Annotated in this window: 17 protein-coding genes; 15 read left to right on the plus strand and 2 right to left on the minus strand. The window is 39.5% G+C overall.

Annotated elements, in window-relative coordinates:
* Window positions 1–240 precede the first annotated feature (240 nt).
* The 7 genes from ACMKPP_RS01070 (at window position 241) to ACMKPP_RS01100 (ending at window position 5,058) form a co-directional block, all read left to right on the plus strand.
* Entirely contained in the window at window positions 241–684 is a 444-nt protein-coding gene (locus tag ACMKPP_RS01070; protein WP_418369176.1) for a hypothetical protein, read from the plus strand.
* Complete coding sequence (locus ACMKPP_RS01075; protein WP_418369177.1) at window positions 684–1,289, plus strand: DNA-3-methyladenine glycosylase I; 606 nt, start codon at window positions 684–686, stop codon at window positions 1,287–1,289. Before ACMKPP_RS01070 ends, ACMKPP_RS01075 begins: the two co-directional genes overlap by 1 nt.
* A gap of 451 nt (window positions 1,290–1,740) precedes the next feature.
* The gene (locus ACMKPP_RS01080; RefSeq protein ID WP_295818008.1) at window positions 1,741–2,457 is read left to right on the plus strand and encodes a DUF554 domain-containing protein; all 717 of its coding nucleotides are present in this window, start codon (window positions 1,741–1,743) and stop codon (window positions 2,455–2,457) included.
* A gap of 355 nt (window positions 2,458–2,812) precedes the next feature.
* Window positions 2,813–2,995: a type II toxin-antitoxin system RelE/ParE family toxin gene (locus ACMKPP_RS01085; RefSeq protein ID WP_270279071.1), complete on the plus strand. Its 183-nt coding sequence runs from the start codon at window positions 2,813–2,815 to the stop codon at window positions 2,993–2,995.
* A 118-nt stretch (window positions 2,996–3,113) separates the two neighbouring features.
* Window positions 3,114–3,434 (plus strand): HigA family addiction module antitoxin, encoded by a 321-nt coding sequence (locus ACMKPP_RS01090; RefSeq protein ID WP_004694508.1) that lies wholly within the window; start codon window positions 3,114–3,116, stop codon window positions 3,432–3,434.
* An 86-nt stretch (window positions 3,435–3,520) separates the two neighbouring features.
* Window positions 3,521–3,874 (plus strand): Spx/MgsR family RNA polymerase-binding regulatory protein, encoded by a 354-nt coding sequence (locus ACMKPP_RS01095; RefSeq protein ID WP_004698187.1) that lies wholly within the window; start codon window positions 3,521–3,523, stop codon window positions 3,872–3,874.
* A 410-nt stretch (window positions 3,875–4,284) separates the two neighbouring features.
* Window positions 4,285–5,058, plus strand: coding sequence for a hypothetical protein (locus ACMKPP_RS01100; protein ID WP_418369178.1), 774 nt, complete (start codon window positions 4,285–4,287; stop codon window positions 5,056–5,058).
* Window positions 5,059–5,166: 108 nt separating this feature from the next.
* On the opposite strand, the gene pgtP is transcribed toward ACMKPP_RS01100, so the two are convergent.
* A complete protein-coding gene (gene pgtP, locus ACMKPP_RS01105) occupies window positions 5,167–6,489 on the minus strand; it encodes a phosphoglycerate transporter protein PgtP (RefSeq protein ID WP_418369179.1) in 1,323 nt (440 codons plus the stop codon).
* Window positions 6,490–6,800: 311 nt separating this feature from the next.
* On the opposite strand from pgtP, the gene ACMKPP_RS01110 reads away from it, so the two are divergent.
* Window positions 6,801–7,838 carry a heavy metal translocating P-type ATPase gene (locus ACMKPP_RS01110; RefSeq protein WP_418369180.1) on the plus strand — a complete coding sequence of 346 codons (1,038 nt, stop codon included), beginning with the start codon at window positions 6,801–6,803 and terminating at the stop codon, window positions 7,836–7,838.
* Window positions 7,839–7,930: 92 nt separating this feature from the next.
* Here ACMKPP_RS01110 and ACMKPP_RS01115 read toward each other — a convergent pair whose 3' ends face one another.
* Entirely contained in the window at window positions 7,931–8,521 is a 591-nt protein-coding gene (locus ACMKPP_RS01115) for a nitroreductase family protein (protein WP_418369181.1), read from the minus strand.
* Window positions 8,522–8,777: 256 nt separating this feature from the next.
* Here ACMKPP_RS01115 and ACMKPP_RS01120 point away from each other — a divergent pair, with 256 nt between their 5' ends.
* The 7 genes from ACMKPP_RS01120 to fucO all read left to right on the plus strand — a co-directional run bounded on the left by ACMKPP_RS01120 (window position 8,778) and on the right by fucO (window position 15,008).
* Window positions 8,778–9,296, plus strand: coding sequence for a MarR family winged helix-turn-helix transcriptional regulator (locus ACMKPP_RS01120; protein ID WP_418369182.1), 519 nt, complete (start codon window positions 8,778–8,780; stop codon window positions 9,294–9,296).
* Between the two features lie 154 nt (window positions 9,297–9,450).
* On the plus strand, window positions 9,451–9,849 hold the full coding sequence (locus ACMKPP_RS01125) for a hypothetical protein (RefSeq protein ID WP_004694522.1): 399 nt from the start codon (window positions 9,451–9,453) through the stop codon (window positions 9,847–9,849).
* Window positions 9,850–9,938: 89 nt separating this feature from the next.
* The gene (locus ACMKPP_RS01130) at window positions 9,939–10,709 is read left to right on the plus strand and encodes a carboxymuconolactone decarboxylase family protein (RefSeq protein ID WP_418369183.1); all 771 of its coding nucleotides are present in this window, start codon (window positions 9,939–9,941) and stop codon (window positions 10,707–10,709) included.
* Window positions 10,710–10,718: 9 nt separating this feature from the next.
* Window positions 10,719–11,351: a site-2 protease family protein gene (locus tag ACMKPP_RS01135; protein WP_004694525.1), complete on the plus strand. Its 633-nt coding sequence runs from the start codon at window positions 10,719–10,721 to the stop codon at window positions 11,349–11,351.
* Between the two features lie 339 nt (window positions 11,352–11,690).
* Window positions 11,691–11,924: a (2Fe-2S)-binding protein gene (locus ACMKPP_RS01140; RefSeq protein ID WP_004694527.1), complete on the plus strand. Its 234-nt coding sequence runs from the start codon at window positions 11,691–11,693 to the stop codon at window positions 11,922–11,924.
* Window positions 11,925–12,208: 284 nt separating this feature from the next.
* Entirely contained in the window at window positions 12,209–13,357 is a 1,149-nt protein-coding gene (locus ACMKPP_RS01145; protein WP_418369184.1) for a glycoside hydrolase family 3 N-terminal domain-containing protein, read from the plus strand.
* 499 nt (window positions 13,358–13,856) lie between these two features.
* Window positions 13,857–15,008 carry a lactaldehyde reductase gene (gene fucO / locus ACMKPP_RS01150; RefSeq protein WP_302498867.1) on the plus strand — a complete coding sequence of 384 codons (1,152 nt, stop codon included), beginning with the start codon at window positions 13,857–13,859 and terminating at the stop codon, window positions 15,006–15,008.
* Window positions 15,009–15,072 lie beyond the last annotated feature (64 nt).

Below are 15,072 nucleotides of genomic sequence, written 5' to 3' on the forward strand. Positions count from 1 at the left end.
AGTGTAAATTGATAAAATTTTTATAAAATATAATCCCACAAAAACTGCAAAATCTGATATAATATTAGTATGAAAATCGACGTATGTAAGGACTAAAAAATGGTGTGTATGAAGTGATTTTCTGGCCTAGAAAATCACTATATCCTTAGTATTCAGTCGATATAATCGGAATGTTGTATATATGAAATGACTACGCAAATGCGTAGTTTTTATTATTTTTTGTTTGGTGTAGGTAGTCCCATGAGTGTAGTGAAGCCCTTATTATGGCTATTAGAACCGTATATCGTATACAAGGCCTATTTGTGGGGCGTCCGCTTCATGGCACAGCCTTTTACATGGGAAGGCGAATTAGATTGGTTCGCTTTTATGCTAACCATACTGCTCGTCATTGATGTGGTGGCGTTGCCCTTGGTGATCTTCTATTGCCCTGGTTTGAATCCTGGGGTACGTGTTCCGGACTGGATTCGCCGTTTAGGAACACCTATTTATGCCGTCCATAATTGGCTTGATAGTAAGGTAGGTGACGACACATCCACGCCGATTGTATGGCTTCGTAAAGCCTTGCATTCCCTACTTTTATTCATTTATTATTTGGTGCCATTTTACGTGGGTGGTCATCTAGTAATGGGGCTCGTAGTAGCGCTCATGTATGACGTCCTTGTATGGGCACATGGAGGTGTATAATGAAAAAGATTACTTGTGAATGGCCGACGACGCCTTTATATCATGAGTACCACGATTATGAGTGGGGCCGACCAATTCATGATGATCAACTTCAATTTGAACACCTTTGTCTTGAAAACCTCCAATGTGGACTTAGCTGGCTTACGATCTTAAATAAACGAGATATTATTCGAGCATGCTTTGATCAGTTTGATATTGATACAGTTGCTGCTTATGGTGAAAGCGACATCGAACGAATCATGCAGACGGAAGGGATGGTTAAGTATCGCCTTAAAATCGAAGCTATCATCAATAATGCTTCTGCCTTTAAACGTATTCAATCTGAATTTGGTTCGTTTTGCAACTATATTTGGGGGTTCACAGATCATAAGACAATTATCTATGAAAACCATCCTGAAGGGCATTTTCCTACTAAAAATGGTCTATCCACGCGGATTAGCAAAGATTTAAAGAAGCGGGGATTTAAGTTTGTAGGGCCTGTAACAATTTATTCACACCTACAAGCTAGTGGGCTCATCAATGATCACGGTAAAGACTGCCCTTGTTTTGAGGAGATTAATAAAACAGCAGATATTGTACGTTTACCTGTAGACGATGAAGCTTAAGGGAGATAAGCAGAAATTAGTTAACAATAGTTTTTGCGCATGATTGAGTTTACATAATTGAATTTGTTGTTATGTGGAATTGGGTGTACACTAAAATCGATGAGGCGATAGCGACTCATCTCATGTTGGCCCGCTTTATATAAACACATATACTCTCTCTCTCCTAAGCGGGTCTATCATTAGTTCTCTCTCAACGCTATAAACTATACAGAGCCTCTACCTTATTGGGTAGAGGCTTTTTGCTGTATATAATGTTATAAGAGGAGCAATACTGTATTAGGGAGCCATATAACAGCATTAAACAGGCTATATATATATGGTCTTAAAGAATCTTTAATTAATCCAATTTCATAGTATATATTTTATACCATATAAATTGATTTCTTTCGATGTAGTTGTTATACTGAAGTAAATTGATAGTGTTACTTTCACAATTAAAGAAGGGAAATATATGATTGGTTTGGGAACGGCCATTAACATTGGTCTCATTATAGCTGGTAGCCTATGTGGCCTCGCGTTTGGTCGCTTTATGAAAGAAAATTTAAAGCAGACGCTCATGATTGTGAGCGGTATTATCGTGCTCCTCCTCGGTATGAGCGGGGCCATGCGATATATGCTCGTCATTGTCAACGGATCTCTACAAACAACGGGGCCGCTATTGATGATTATTAGCATGGTCGTAGGCGCCGTGATTGGCGAAATTATCGATCTTAATCATTGGATTACCGTGTTTGGCGATTGGGTGAAAGCTCGCACTGGCAATGCTGGTGATCCAAAGTTTACACATGCTTTTATTACTGCATCTTTGACGTTTACTGTAGGTGCTATGGGGGTACTGGGCTCTATTCAAGACGGCCTTACTGGAAATTATCAAACGCTATTATTGAAAGGCATCCTCGATGGTATTATCGTTATGGTTATGGTATCTTCTATGGGAAAAGGGGCGCTGTTCTCCTTTATTCCTGTAGGTATTACGCAATGGCTCATCACGGCAATGGCACATATTGCAGCGCCTCTGATGACACCTAGTGCCATCGATAACCTATCCTACGTCGGATCTATTCTGATTTTCTGCGTTGGTATCGACCTCATCTGGCCTGGTAAAGTACGTATTGCAAACCTTTTGCCAGCCATCTTCATGGCAATGGGGCTTACATTTTTGCTATAATTAGCATTACAATAATATATAGATTTTTATAAGAGACCTATATTCTCTGAACCTTTGATGTGTACTTTGTACATGATACGGTCGAGGATGTAGGTCTTTTTACTTTTCAAAATCAATTTAGTAGATGTGCGAATTAATGATAGTTTAAATTCAATTATGACAATAAGGTAAATTTATTACATTCCGAAATAGGTGACCAATAGAGTCATCGCAAGTGTAGGATTTAAATGATGTTTTATAGAATTCTTTTACCAAAATTGTTTGTAGAATAATTTCAATTCTATGTATAGTTATTCTTCAAGTATATGTTATTGAATTATACCTGTTTAACAGGTATAATCAAAGGAGAGATTCTATGATTATCGGATTTAAGGATAAGGAAACAGAAAAAGTTTACTATCAAAGCTTTTCCAAACGCTTTTCTCCGTTTATACAAAGGCTAGCTCTTCGTAAATTACTATTGTTAGATAATGCTGAATCATTACAAGATTTACGTTGGCCACCAGGTAATCGCTTGGAGTTGTTGCAAGGAGATTGATTTGGACAGTATAGTTTGCGAATTAATAGTCAATATAGACTGTGTTTTAAAGTGAAAGATATTAGTAGTTTTTATGATGTAGAAATTGTAGATTATCATTAATAGAGAGGAAATTAATATGGAAAAGTTTATTCCTACACCTACCATTAGTGAAATATTAAAGGAAGAGTTTATGGATCCATTAGGACTATCTGCATATCGATTAGCTAAGGATATACATGTGCCTGTTTCACGGATTCAAGAAATATTGAATGGTACACGGTCTATTTCAGCAGATACATCGTTGCGTTTAGCAAAATACTTTGGTGTTTCGGAAGGGTATTTCTTGCGTTTACAGATGGATGTTGATTTGCGTACCGCAAAACTTAGTGAGGGTATGGATGAAGTATTATCCTCTATTACACATTGTGCTTCATTAGAACCCGTAGACTGTCAATAAGAGATTGATAATTTTCGATGTATTTGGTAAAATTAACTTAAATAAGTAAGTTGTTACAACATTGAATATTGATATAAGGAGAACCTATGTTATTCGTTGAATATCCTAAATGCACAACATGCAAAAAAGCAAAGAAATTCTTAGATGATCACAAAATTAAGTACACAGATCGTGACATCAAGTCCGAAAATCCTACAGCAGAGGAAATCGCTGCTTGGTATCCACAATCTGGCAAGGATTTGAAAGCATTCTTTAATACTTCTGGTATGATTTACCGTGAACAACAATTAAAGGATAAATTGCCAAACCTTAGTGAAGAAGAAAAACTAGCTTTATTAGCATCTAATGGCATGCTTGTAAAACGTCCTATCTTGGTTCTTGAAGACAAAGTACTCGTTGGATTTAAAGAAGCAGAATGGATTGAGGCATTGAAGCTCTAATTTCATATTAGTTAACCGAAAGAACAGATCCCTAAAAGCCTCCATAGCGAGCTAAGTCGTTTTTAGGGACCTGTTCTTTCTACGTTTTAATAAAGAAATTAGAGCTCACGACTAGGATCCCTTTTACGGTTAAGATATTTTTCATTTATCAAAAATTTTGATTTGTATATAACTTATATATTTTGTATAATATTAACACAATAGATATACCCCTATGGGTACCATAAAATTTAGAATAGAAACAAAAGGTACTCCAGATCGGTAGTTGATTACTGTTAGGTTAATATTAGTAGGATATTAACACAAGATTAGTGTCATATTGCATGGGTGTACCTTACTATTTAACAAATTGTTTTGTATTTTATTTCCGGATTAAGTAAGGCCGGTATCTCATTTATAGAGAGGTCTATATGAAGTTTTTACAGTCTTTATCAGCGCAGGTTTCTCTGCGTACGCAGGGGGCTATTTTGGCACTCGGCTTGTTATTTATTATATTAGATGTGCTTACGGAGCCTATGAACCCAGCTATTGATTTGGCGTGGGTAACGGTCATCATTTGTGGCTTGCCATTGCTCATTAACAGCGTGCAAAGTATTTTGGATCATTTAGAGATTCATGCTAATTTTCTCATCGTGATAGCCATGGTGGCGCTTATTGCGATTGGAGATTATCATACGGCGGCTTATGTAGGACTCATCGTACATGGTGGTTTTTTCTTAGAGCAGCTTATTACGGGCGACGTACATTATACATTGGATGATGATATGTTGCCGACCATGCCTACACAGCTTGTAGCCTTGCGTCAGGGCATCAACAATTATTCATCTGTTATTGTTGTGGCTGTTATGTTGCTTTCCATGGGTTCCTATGCATTGACGCAGAACTTTATGCATACCATTACATTGCTAGTTATCCTTTGCCCATGCTCTTTGGAACTCGTTCTTGTGGCACTCATGATGGGCTCTCTCGTAGATGAAAACTCTCCAACAGCGGGGCTTTCAAAAGAGGCGAAACAATGTCATTTGGGCTTACTCATCGTGTCCATTTTGTTCCACGTTGCCATCATCGGTGCTGGTGTGTTAGGATCTATCAATCCTGTAACGGCCGCTGCATTGCATGGCTTGGCGCGACTTGGTCTCGTGTATAATTTGAAAGTATTAAACGGCTCCTTGTGCATCGCATAAATAATTAAACTCCCCTAGTAATCATAAGTATTACTAGGGGAGTTTTGTATATACAACAGTGAGTTGTACAGTACGTATTTATACATTACGTATTATACAGTACATATTCTATTGTTGTCCTTTGTCTCCAAGGGTGAGGAGTAGGAATACGATGGATAGGATACATGCACCAACGAGGGCAATGAAACCACCATCCCAACCGTAGAGGTCAACCATGAGACCCATGAAAGCACCAGCACCGGCAGAACCGATGAGGTAACCAAGAAGGCCTGTAAGGCCAGTAGCACCACCTGTTGCTACGCGTGGCACCATATCTGCTGCTTGAAGGCCAATCATCATAACAGGACCGTAGATGAGGAAGCCGATAGCGATGAGTGCTAAGTTATCGATGAGAATATTGCCTGCAGGGTTAAACCAGTACACGAGGATCGCCAAGATAACGAATAACATAAAGCAAATCGTAGCTGGAGCACGACGGCCACGGAATACGCGGTCACTCAAGTAGCCACTTACGAGCATGCCTGGAATACCAGCCCATTCGTATAAGAAGTAAGCCCAACGGGAACCTTCTTTTGTGAAGCCTTTCACAGCGGTTAAATAGGTCGGAGCCCAGCTAACTACGCCGTAACGGATGAAGTATACAAAGATATTTGCAATCGCAAGATACCATAAGTATTTATTATGCAAAATATATTTGTAGAAGATTTCTTTGAAAGTACTTTTTTCTTCATTTTCTGTATGTGTATGAACGACTTCATGTTTGTATTCTTCGATAGGCGGTAAGCCACAGGATTGAGGCGTATCTTTCAATAATACAAAGGTAATAATCGCTAACACGATAGAGATAAGGGCAGGGAAGAAGAAGATACTATGCCATGTACCGAATAGGTAGATGCCAAGCGTAGCAAGAGGAGCGATGATGCCGCCACCTAGGTTGTGGGAAACGTTCCACCAGGACCACCAAGCACCGCGTTCGGAACGGGAGAACCAAGTTACCATGTTTTTCGCATATGGAGGGTAGCCCATACCTTGAAACCAACCGTTTAATAAGGCAAGAACGCACATGATAGGAATACTGCTCATAACACCTGGTAAGGTGCCGAATAATAACATAACTAAAGCACTAAGCAATAGACCTACTGTGGAGAAGTATTTTGGGTTAGAGCGGTCAGACGCATTACCCATAACAAATTTACTTACGCCGTAAGCTATGGATAAGATGGTCATAACTATACCAAGATCCGCTTTGGTGTAGCCGTACTCAGCAATCATGTACGGAACAGCTAAACTAAAGTTTTGACGGATCAAATAGAATGTAGCATAACCAATAAATGTACCTGCAAAGACTTCGCGTCGAAGACGTTTGTAGGTGGAATCGATTTGCGCCTCTGGTAAACGTTCAATATGAGGAGCAGGAGAGAAAATCGACATCGTTACACATCCTTTCTACAACATGTCATTTGTAATAATACCATGTAGGGTATGTAGTCGACTATACTTAATTTTTTATTATAATAAATAGTTATTAGAAAACTGAATTATGGATAACATTAATTAGGGTGAAATAGTATTGAATAGGTTGAAAATATCAAAATATCTTCTATGTAAAAATTATCAATTTGCAAATATATATAAATAACTGTTCATGCATTTGCGTAATGAGGCTATGCATGAATAATATAATCTCATTGAATTTGCATTTTTCCTGTACTTTTGAGTGTATATGAGTAATTGTACATATTTTGTTATTGACACAAGGTAATGCGAAAATCGTTAGCTTGGCTGACCGTTGGGTCACATGGATTGTAGTGATTGCGTTATTGGCCGCGGTTGGCACCTATGTGGTAACTGGAGAAATCATTCGTGCCGTAACCATCCTCGTTGTGTTCTGTCCTTGTGCTCTCGTATTGGCAACGCCGGCAGCGATTATGGCGGCTATTTCTAATGCGAGCCAACACGGTTTTCTCGTGCGTCGCGGTAATATTATGGAACGCTTGGCGAAGGTTGATACGATGACCTTTGATAAAACAGGTACCTTGACCTATGGTACACCTGAGGTGACCGCCGTTGAGACTGTGGGTTCCATGCCTACTGATGAGTTGTATCGATTGGTTGCTTCGGTAGAGACTAAATCTGAGCATCCATTGGGCAAAGCTATCGTGAATGGCTTTGCTACTCGTTATGGTGAAAGCTTCGATTCCATAGATTCCTTCCGTATGGTTCCTGGCAAAGGCTTAGAGGCGACTGTACAAGATAAAGCCGTTTTGGCTGGTAATGAAGCAATGATGACCTTGTCTAATATTTCTATTGCTGACTCTGTGAAAGAGGCTGTTCATGAGCATTTGAACCGAGGTGCATCCATTGTATATGTTACCGTTGATGGTGTAAACGATGCACCAGCCCTTAAAAAATCCGATGTGGGTATCGCCATGGGCGGTGTTGGTAGCGATATCGCGGTAGAGGCAGCAGATATCGTTCTTGTAAACGATAATGTAAAGGAAATTCCTCACTTAGTGGCATTATCTAAACGCATGATGACTACTATTAAAATTAATCTTTCTTTCTTCTTTCTTTTGAATTTCGTAGCTATCATCTTGGCTATGATTGGTACATTATCCCCAGTTTGGGGAGCCCTTGTTCATAACGCTGGTAGTCTTCTCGTAGTAGCGAACTCTGCACTACTCTTACGATGGGCTTACAAATCTAATCACGTAGTAGAGGATGATCATTCCGTACTCGTAAAAGCAGCACGCAAACGCGTATTTGAAGGGGCATGGTAGATTTTACAAACTCAATTAGAGTTGTGGGATAGATAGCGCTTTTGTATTGACCTAATTATCTTATAGGAATAGCTAAGAAACTAATAGTATCTTTAATCAATATATGTTACAGGATAGCCTTTTGCTTTGATTTCACGGCGGTTAAGACCATTTGGTAGATCTGGGTAGCCGATAGCGAGGCTAGCGTAGACTTTTTCGTCTTCGCTAAGACCTAGTTCACGCATTTTGGCTTGGATGCGTTCATTATCTTGAAGATGACGGATTTGATTAACCCAGCAACTACCAAGTTCTAGTTCGTTGCATGCAAGCATCATGTTTTGCATAGCACAAGATACATCAGCAAAATTATTAGCATAGTTTGCTTGACTAGCTAATACGATGAGCACAGGTGCATTATAGTTAAATACAAATTTGCCTTCGGCGGACATCTTAATGATATTCACCATGTAAGGTAAAGTATTTTCTGTAATCGGCATTTTGCCGTATTCTTCTTGAACAAGAGTTACTAATTCGTTGAGCACATCTTGGTTTATGATAACCATGAAATGTGTTAATTGTGTGTTGCCACCAGATGGAGCACGGCGACCTGCGTCGAGCACTTGATCGATGAGCTCTCGAGATAATTGATCAGCTTTAAACTTACGTGTACTATGACGAGTTTTAATACATTCTAAGGTGTTCATGTGGTCCTCCTATGACAAATGGGATTTGATATAGAGTTTCTTTTATTATACTACGAGGAAGGACCTAGTAGGGGACGTATAATTTCTTCCTATTAATTCTATAGAAGTGCCTAATTCTTAACGAATAAGAAAATAAATATTAATTAATTGACAAATTTAAAAATATCTGTTCAAAGTGGGCTTTTTGCGTTGACTGTTTACCGTAAAATTGTGTACAATTAATTAGTAGATAATTGTGTGCATATGGAGGTAGAATATGGCAGAAATTGGTGTACTTGAAGGGTACAAACATAAAGAAGATGTTCCTGATTCAGAATATTTAAGATTGGAAAATCAATTGAGCTTTTCACTCTATGTAGTGGCAAAGGAAATTGTTAATGCATATCGTAGTCACTTAGATCCTTTAAATTTGACATATACTCAATACATCGTAATGATGGCATTGTGGCAATATGGTGATTTATCCGTTAAGGAATTGGGACAAGTATTGCGCCTTGATTCCGGTACATTAACACCGCTTTTAAAGAAATTAGAAGCCAAAGCATTCTTGAAACGCAAACGCAGTCGTCAAGATGAACGCGTAGTTATGGTAACCCTTACTGATACGGGCAAAGCATTACGTGATGTAGCGGTTCATATACCACGCCGCTTGGCTGAATCGTCAGGTCCTATATTTGACGTAGAAGAGACACGTCAATTGCGTATGTTGCTTAATAAATTGCTAGAAGCAATCGATAACGCAAATGCAAAAACAGCAGAGAACATGAAGGGCTAATTTGATACAACCTCATATGCATATATTCTGTAACCTTGGAAATCTAAAAATTTTATTAAAAATGTGATATACTATACATATAGCGTATTGTATTCAAGTCATGTGAGAGTATGACTGATTCGTGATTTGCCCTCGTGGCACAAAGGAGATCATTATGAATAAAAATTTATTAGGTGCATTTGTATTAGCCGGTACATTATTAGTAGGTGGTGTTGCAAACGCAGAAAACTGGAATGGGTTAGCTAACTACCCAGAGGTTCCAAATAGTGCAAATGGTACAGAAACGTATTTCTTTGATAAAGCATCTGAGTTTAAAGGTATCGATAGCAGCCGTAACAACGTATTTGGTGTTAATGTAATTAACATGCATAATAACCAATACGGGGAAGCTACATTGTTCAAATATCTTGTTAATCCAAGCTTACATACTGTATATCGTTACGCTCCAGATGGTCAAGTTTACCAAATTCAACCTGGAACAAATGAGTTCAATATGTTTATGGCTGCTTGGAAAGAAGTATACGGCACAACTTTCGAATTCCCAGCGTTATAATCTGATGGCCCGTGCCGTAATAATTACATAACTATTGCTGGTGAAAGCTCCTTTTGGGCTTTCACCAGTGTTGTTTATGGAGGTTTTTTATGTCTAAATCTGAATTTGCTCAAGCCTATACGGAGCGTATGTTCCCTGATATTGCAGCCCCAGCAGGTTATATTGATCCAGAGTTTGAAGTATTGTTTGATAATTTTGCCTTTGATGAAGTCATCACCGAAGAAGGCCGTAATGTATCGGCAAAGGATCGCTTCTTAGCCATTCTCGCTACATTAGTAGGCGCCTCAGCTGTTGATGAATATGCATTAATGCTACCGGCAGCATTAAACTTTGGCCTTATTCCTGATGAAGTGGTAGAGCTCATTTATCAAGCGGTGCCCTATCTTGGCATCGGACGTGTGCGCCCATTCTTTAAGGTGACCAATAAGATTTTTGACTATCGAGGAGAGGCTATTGTTGATTCCTCTCGCAGCACTATTACTAGTGAGTCTCGTCTAGAAAAGGGCGTAGAAAAACAAGTGGAAATCTTTGGGGAGTCTATGCGCAATTCTTACCAAGAAGGGCCAGAAGATATTCGTCATATCAATAAATGGCTTGCCAATATGTTCGGTGATTACTATACTCGTAAGGGGCTCAGCGTGGCTCATCGTGAAATGATTACCTTCTGCTTCCTTGCGGCTCAAGGTGGCTGTGAAGCTCAACTCAAGGCTCATGTAGAAGGTAATTTGAACGTAGGAAACAGCAAACAATATTTGATTAACATCGCATCCCAATGCGTGCCGTATATCGGCTATCCCCGTACCTTAAATGCCCTTCGTTGCATTCAAGAGGGCTTTACTGCATGGGAAGCCAAACAATAAAGGAGTTTTATGTTATTTTCTGGTATTAGTTTAACGATGATTTTAGCGTCTATTCCAGCGCTTATCATTGCAGCTGCAGGGCATGAATTTGCTCATGCCAAGGTAGCAGATATGCTCGGCGACTCTACGCCGCGCTCCATGGGCCGCTTGACATTGAATCCCGTGGCTCACCTTGATTTAATCGGCTCTATAGCATTTCTTATCGGTGGGTTTGGATGGGCTAAGCCTGTAATGGTTGATACGTCTAACTTCCGCGATCCTCGCACAGATTATACCTTAGTATCTATTGCGGGACCTGCGTCTAATGTGCTGATGGCCTTTTTAGGCTACTTAGCACTTCGTTTTCTTGAAAGCTACGGCTTGTTGACAAATGAATCATTAGAGTTAGTACTGACACTGATTGTTGTATATAATATTAACTTTGCCATTCTCAATATGATGCCCATACCACCACTTGATGGTAGTCGCATTATTACAAGCTTGTTGCCTAGGGATTTGCAATTTACATTGGAACGGTTAAGCTTTGTCAGCTTGATTGTACTTATCTTATTGCTTAATACACCTATTGCAGATAAGATTTTCATTCCATTACAACAAACGATTTTACAATTCTTTGACCGTATCGTGAGCATTATTTTATAGGATTTAGATTAAGGCTGATATGGTAAAAGCTATATGGTAATACTATGTAGAAAATACTATATAGTAAACACTTTATGGTAAGTCCTATCTTTCAAATTTTATTTTACATTCCTCACTATATTAAAAAGTATCGATATAATTTGCTAAGTATGATATACTAAGTACAGAAATCGTAAATTTTCGATATATTAATATTACAGTGTATTATTAGATACTATTGATAGAGTAAATTGATCCACTACATCGATATGTAAATCAATACACTAAATCGACACGTAAATCGATATATTAAATCAATACCGTATATAGATATTCAAGTGAATAAATGAGGAATTACATATGAATTTTGAAGAAAATCAAGTGCCAGAGGCGATTCTGGACAAGCTTACAAAGGTGTGCACATGCCGTAGTATTACGCGCAAAACGATTAAGGAAGCCATTTTAGATGGTGCTCATACATTTCCACAAGTAAAAGAAGCAACTCGTGCTGGCACGGGCGCTTGCGGTGGCAAAGGCTGTGGGCCTCGTATCGTAAAGCTTTTAGCGGAAATGAAAGAGCAAGGCAAAATTTAATTTGCGAAATGTAACATACACATTTTATACATCCAAAATGTAAGATACATAGTTTACACTCCAAAATGTAAACTATAATGTTTACACAACAAAAATGAAACATATAAAGATTGTTATTTGATTCTCTCAATGGATATACCCGTTGGGTTCTCGAGTAACAATCTTTTTGTTTTTTAAGATACATGTACTATAATGCTGCTTGTCGTGTGTTGGTTATGTTGGGCTCGTTTATATTTTTTGATATACTATACATAATACTTTTTAGAGATTTGAGGGAGGTATGCATGTTTCGACGTTTCATAGCAGCCACTATGATTAGTGCATTAGCACTCACAACGGGCTGCGGTTTACATAATCCATTTACTTCAAAGGCAGAACCTGTGACCTATGAGTCCGTGGCACAAAGCGAGCTTTCACCAGAGCAAAAGGTGGACAAGTTAGTGGCTAATATGTCCGATGCAGACAAGGTGGGCCAATTGTTGATGATTGGCATTCACGGCAAGACGTTGAATGATGATGCTAAATTCATGCTCAACGAGTACCGCGTGGGGGGCATCATTTTGTTTGATCGTAATATGGAGTCCAAGGATCAAGTTAAAACGCTCATTACAGACATCAATAAGACTGGTAAAAGCGCGGGATTAACGCCGTTGTTCCTCGGCATCGACCAAGAGGGCGGTGCGGTAGCGCGCATGGACGATAAGCTCATCAAGGTTCCTCCCGCTGAGGAGGTAGGCAAAATGCCCGTTGAGCAAGCTGTATCCTTGGCAAAACAGTCTGGTACAGAACTAAAAGACTTGGGATTCAATATTAATTTTGCTCCTGTGGCGGATTTGGGATTAACCTATGGCCGTTCCTTTAGTACGAACCCTGATGAGGTCGTTCGCTATGCAGGCGCCATTGGCAAGGCTTATGATGAAGCGGGCTTGTGGTATTCCTATAAGCACTTCCCAGGCATTGGTAAGACTGATGTAGACTTGCACGCGGACACAAGTATCGTTTCTGCCTCTAAAGAAACATTGCTTTCAGAGGACACAAAGGTATTTATAGACCTTATCAAACAGTCTAAATCGAATACCTATACAATCATGGTGTCTCATGCGATGTACCCACAAATCGATCCAGATCATCCTGCTAGTTTATCGAAAGCGATTATTACCAATTGGTTGCGCAAGGACATAGGCTATAATGGCGTTGTGGTAACGGACGATATGGACATGGGGGCCCTTGCAAATCACTATACTTTTGGCGATATGGCGGTGCAATCCATCCTCGCCGGCAGTGATATCTTGCTCGTGTGTCACGAATACGAACACATGCAAGAGGCTTATAACGGTCTTATGAAAGCCGTGAAAGACGGTCGTATCTCGAAAGAACGACTCGATGAATCGGTGAAACGGATTTTGCTTATGAAAATGAATAAAATTTCTTAGAATTTCTTATTTTAAGGAAGGAATTTTAAGAGTATATCACGAACATAGACAATGGAAATACTATTCATGGACGGCGAATCTGAGTTGACACTTAATGGAGAACTTTGTTATAGTTAATACACAGAGAAACTGTGCGAAACTTACGGGTAACGCGCAACACTCGTCGACCCAAGGGTCGGCGAGTTTTTTTGTTTGTAGGAGGGATTTATGTCTAAGCCTTTTAAGTCTTTAGATTCCCTATTACGCTTGATGAGATTATAAGTGAGTTATTACTTTTAAAAGAAAGTTTACCAATTATACAGTTTAATCAAGTTCTTGCTAAAATGGAGTTAACGCTTCAGTGGAAACAAACATTAGAAACACTAAAATAATAAAATATATAGTGTATACATAACGTGCTATCAAGGATTTTATTAAACCGATAGAGAATTAATAAGTAAAGTGATTCTCTGTCGGTTTATTTTTTATTGTATAGTTTGTTTTGTTAGGAGTGAAGTATATGGCTCGCAGAATAATGTTGAACGGTACGTCCTATTTTGGACAAGGCGCGATTCAGGAGATTGTGAACGAAATTAAGAATCGCCATTTCAAAAAAGCCCTCGTTACATCTACGCCAGATTTATTTGAATTTAAAGTGGCTACAAAGGTTACGGATTTGCTTGATGCGGCAGGTATTGCTTATGAAGTCTACGACGGTATCAAACCAAATCCTACCATTGAAAACGTAACGGCTGGTGTTGAGGCTTGTAAAGCGGCTGGCGCCGATGTTATTGTTGCTGTTGGTGGCGGTAGCCCGATCGATACAAGCAAGGCGATTGCTACTATTATTACGAACCCTGAGTTCGCCGATGTACGCAGCCTTGAAGGTTTAGCGCCTACTAAAAATCCATGCTTGCCAATCATTGCTGTTACAACAACATCTGGTACGGCTGCAGAGGTTACTATCAACTACGTTATTACAGACGTTGAAAAGAACCGCAAATTTGTTTGCGTTGACCCGCATGACATCCCGATCGTTGCCATCGTAGATCCTGATATGTCCGCGTCTATGCCGACAGGTCTTTGCGCGGCCACAGGTATGGATGCCCTCGTACACGCCGTAGAAGGTTATATCACAAAAGGTGCGTGGGAGCTAACTGATATGCTCCATTTGAAAGCTATCGAAATCATTGGTCGTTCCTTGCGTAGCGCTGTGGCTGGCGATTATGCAGGCCGTGAAGCTATGTCTTTAGGTCAATACATCGCGGGTATGGGCTTCTCCAACGTAGGTCTCGGCATTGTTCACTCCATGGCTCATCCATTAAGTGCTGTGTACGATATCCCTCATGGTAAGGCTTGTGCGATGCTGTTAACAGCAGTATTGAAATTCAATGCCCCTGCTACAGGTGAAAAATATCGTGAAATCGCTCGCGTTATGGGCGTTCCTAATGTAGATGCTATGGATGAAGCAACCTATCGTCAAGCGGCTATCGACGTAATTCAGAAATTAGCTGATGACGTAGGTATTCCTAAATCTCTTAGCGAAGCAGGCGTAAAACGGGAAGACATTCCATTCCTCGCTGATTCTGCTTTCAACGATGCATGTACTCCTGGTAACCCACGGGATGCCTCTTTAGAAGAAATAATCGGCATCTATGAATCCATATTCTAATTAGCGTCTTTACATATTTCAAATGCCTCCGAATGTGTAAAGAAAATACATTTACACACTTGCT

Source organism: Veillonella parvula, assembly GCF_048309325.1.
In the GTDB taxonomy this organism is placed as follows: Bacteria; Bacillota; Negativicutes; order Veillonellales; family Veillonellaceae; genus Veillonella; species Veillonella parvula_T.

Bases quoted from the DNA above. Each gene is read 5' to 3' on its own strand.
- ACMKPP_RS01070 (WP_418369176.1), top strand. From the start codon at position 241: ATGAGTGTAGTGAAGCCCTTATTATGGCTATTAGAACCGTATATCGTA.
- ACMKPP_RS01075 (WP_418369177.1), top strand. From the start codon at position 684: ATGAAAAAGATTACTTGTGAATGGCCGACGACGCCTTTATATCATGAG.
- ACMKPP_RS01080 (WP_295818008.1), top strand. From the start codon at position 1,741: ATGATTGGTTTGGGAACGGCCATTAACATTGGTCTCATTATAGCTGGT.
- ACMKPP_RS01085 (WP_270279071.1), top strand. From the start codon at position 2,813: ATGATTATCGGATTTAAGGATAAGGAAACAGAAAAAGTTTACTATCAA.
- ACMKPP_RS01090 (WP_004694508.1), top strand. From the start codon at position 3,114: ATGGAAAAGTTTATTCCTACACCTACCATTAGTGAAATATTAAAGGAA.
- ACMKPP_RS01095 (WP_004698187.1), top strand. From the start codon at position 3,521: ATGTTATTCGTTGAATATCCTAAATGCACAACATGCAAAAAAGCAAAG.
- ACMKPP_RS01100 (WP_418369178.1), top strand. From the start codon at position 4,285: ATGAAGTTTTTACAGTCTTTATCAGCGCAGGTTTCTCTGCGTACGCAG.
- pgtP (WP_418369179.1), bottom strand. From the start codon at position 6,489: ATGTCGATTTTCTCTCCTGCTCCTCATATTGAACGTTTACCAGAGGCG.
- ACMKPP_RS01115 (WP_418369181.1), bottom strand. From the start codon at position 8,521: ATGAACACCTTAGAATGTATTAAAACTCGTCATAGTACACGTAAGTTT.
- ACMKPP_RS01120 (WP_418369182.1), top strand. From the start codon at position 8,778: ATGGCAGAAATTGGTGTACTTGAAGGGTACAAACATAAAGAAGATGTT.
- ACMKPP_RS01125 (WP_004694522.1), top strand. From the start codon at position 9,451: ATGAATAAAAATTTATTAGGTGCATTTGTATTAGCCGGTACATTATTA.
- ACMKPP_RS01130 (WP_418369183.1), top strand. From the start codon at position 9,939: ATGTCTAAATCTGAATTTGCTCAAGCCTATACGGAGCGTATGTTCCCT.
- ACMKPP_RS01135 (WP_004694525.1), top strand. From the start codon at position 10,719: ATGTTATTTTCTGGTATTAGTTTAACGATGATTTTAGCGTCTATTCCA.
- ACMKPP_RS01140 (WP_004694527.1), top strand. From the start codon at position 11,691: ATGAATTTTGAAGAAAATCAAGTGCCAGAGGCGATTCTGGACAAGCTT.
- ACMKPP_RS01145 (WP_418369184.1), top strand. From the start codon at position 12,209: ATGTTTCGACGTTTCATAGCAGCCACTATGATTAGTGCATTAGCACTC.
- fucO (WP_302498867.1), top strand. From the start codon at position 13,857: ATGGCTCGCAGAATAATGTTGAACGGTACGTCCTATTTTGGACAAGGC.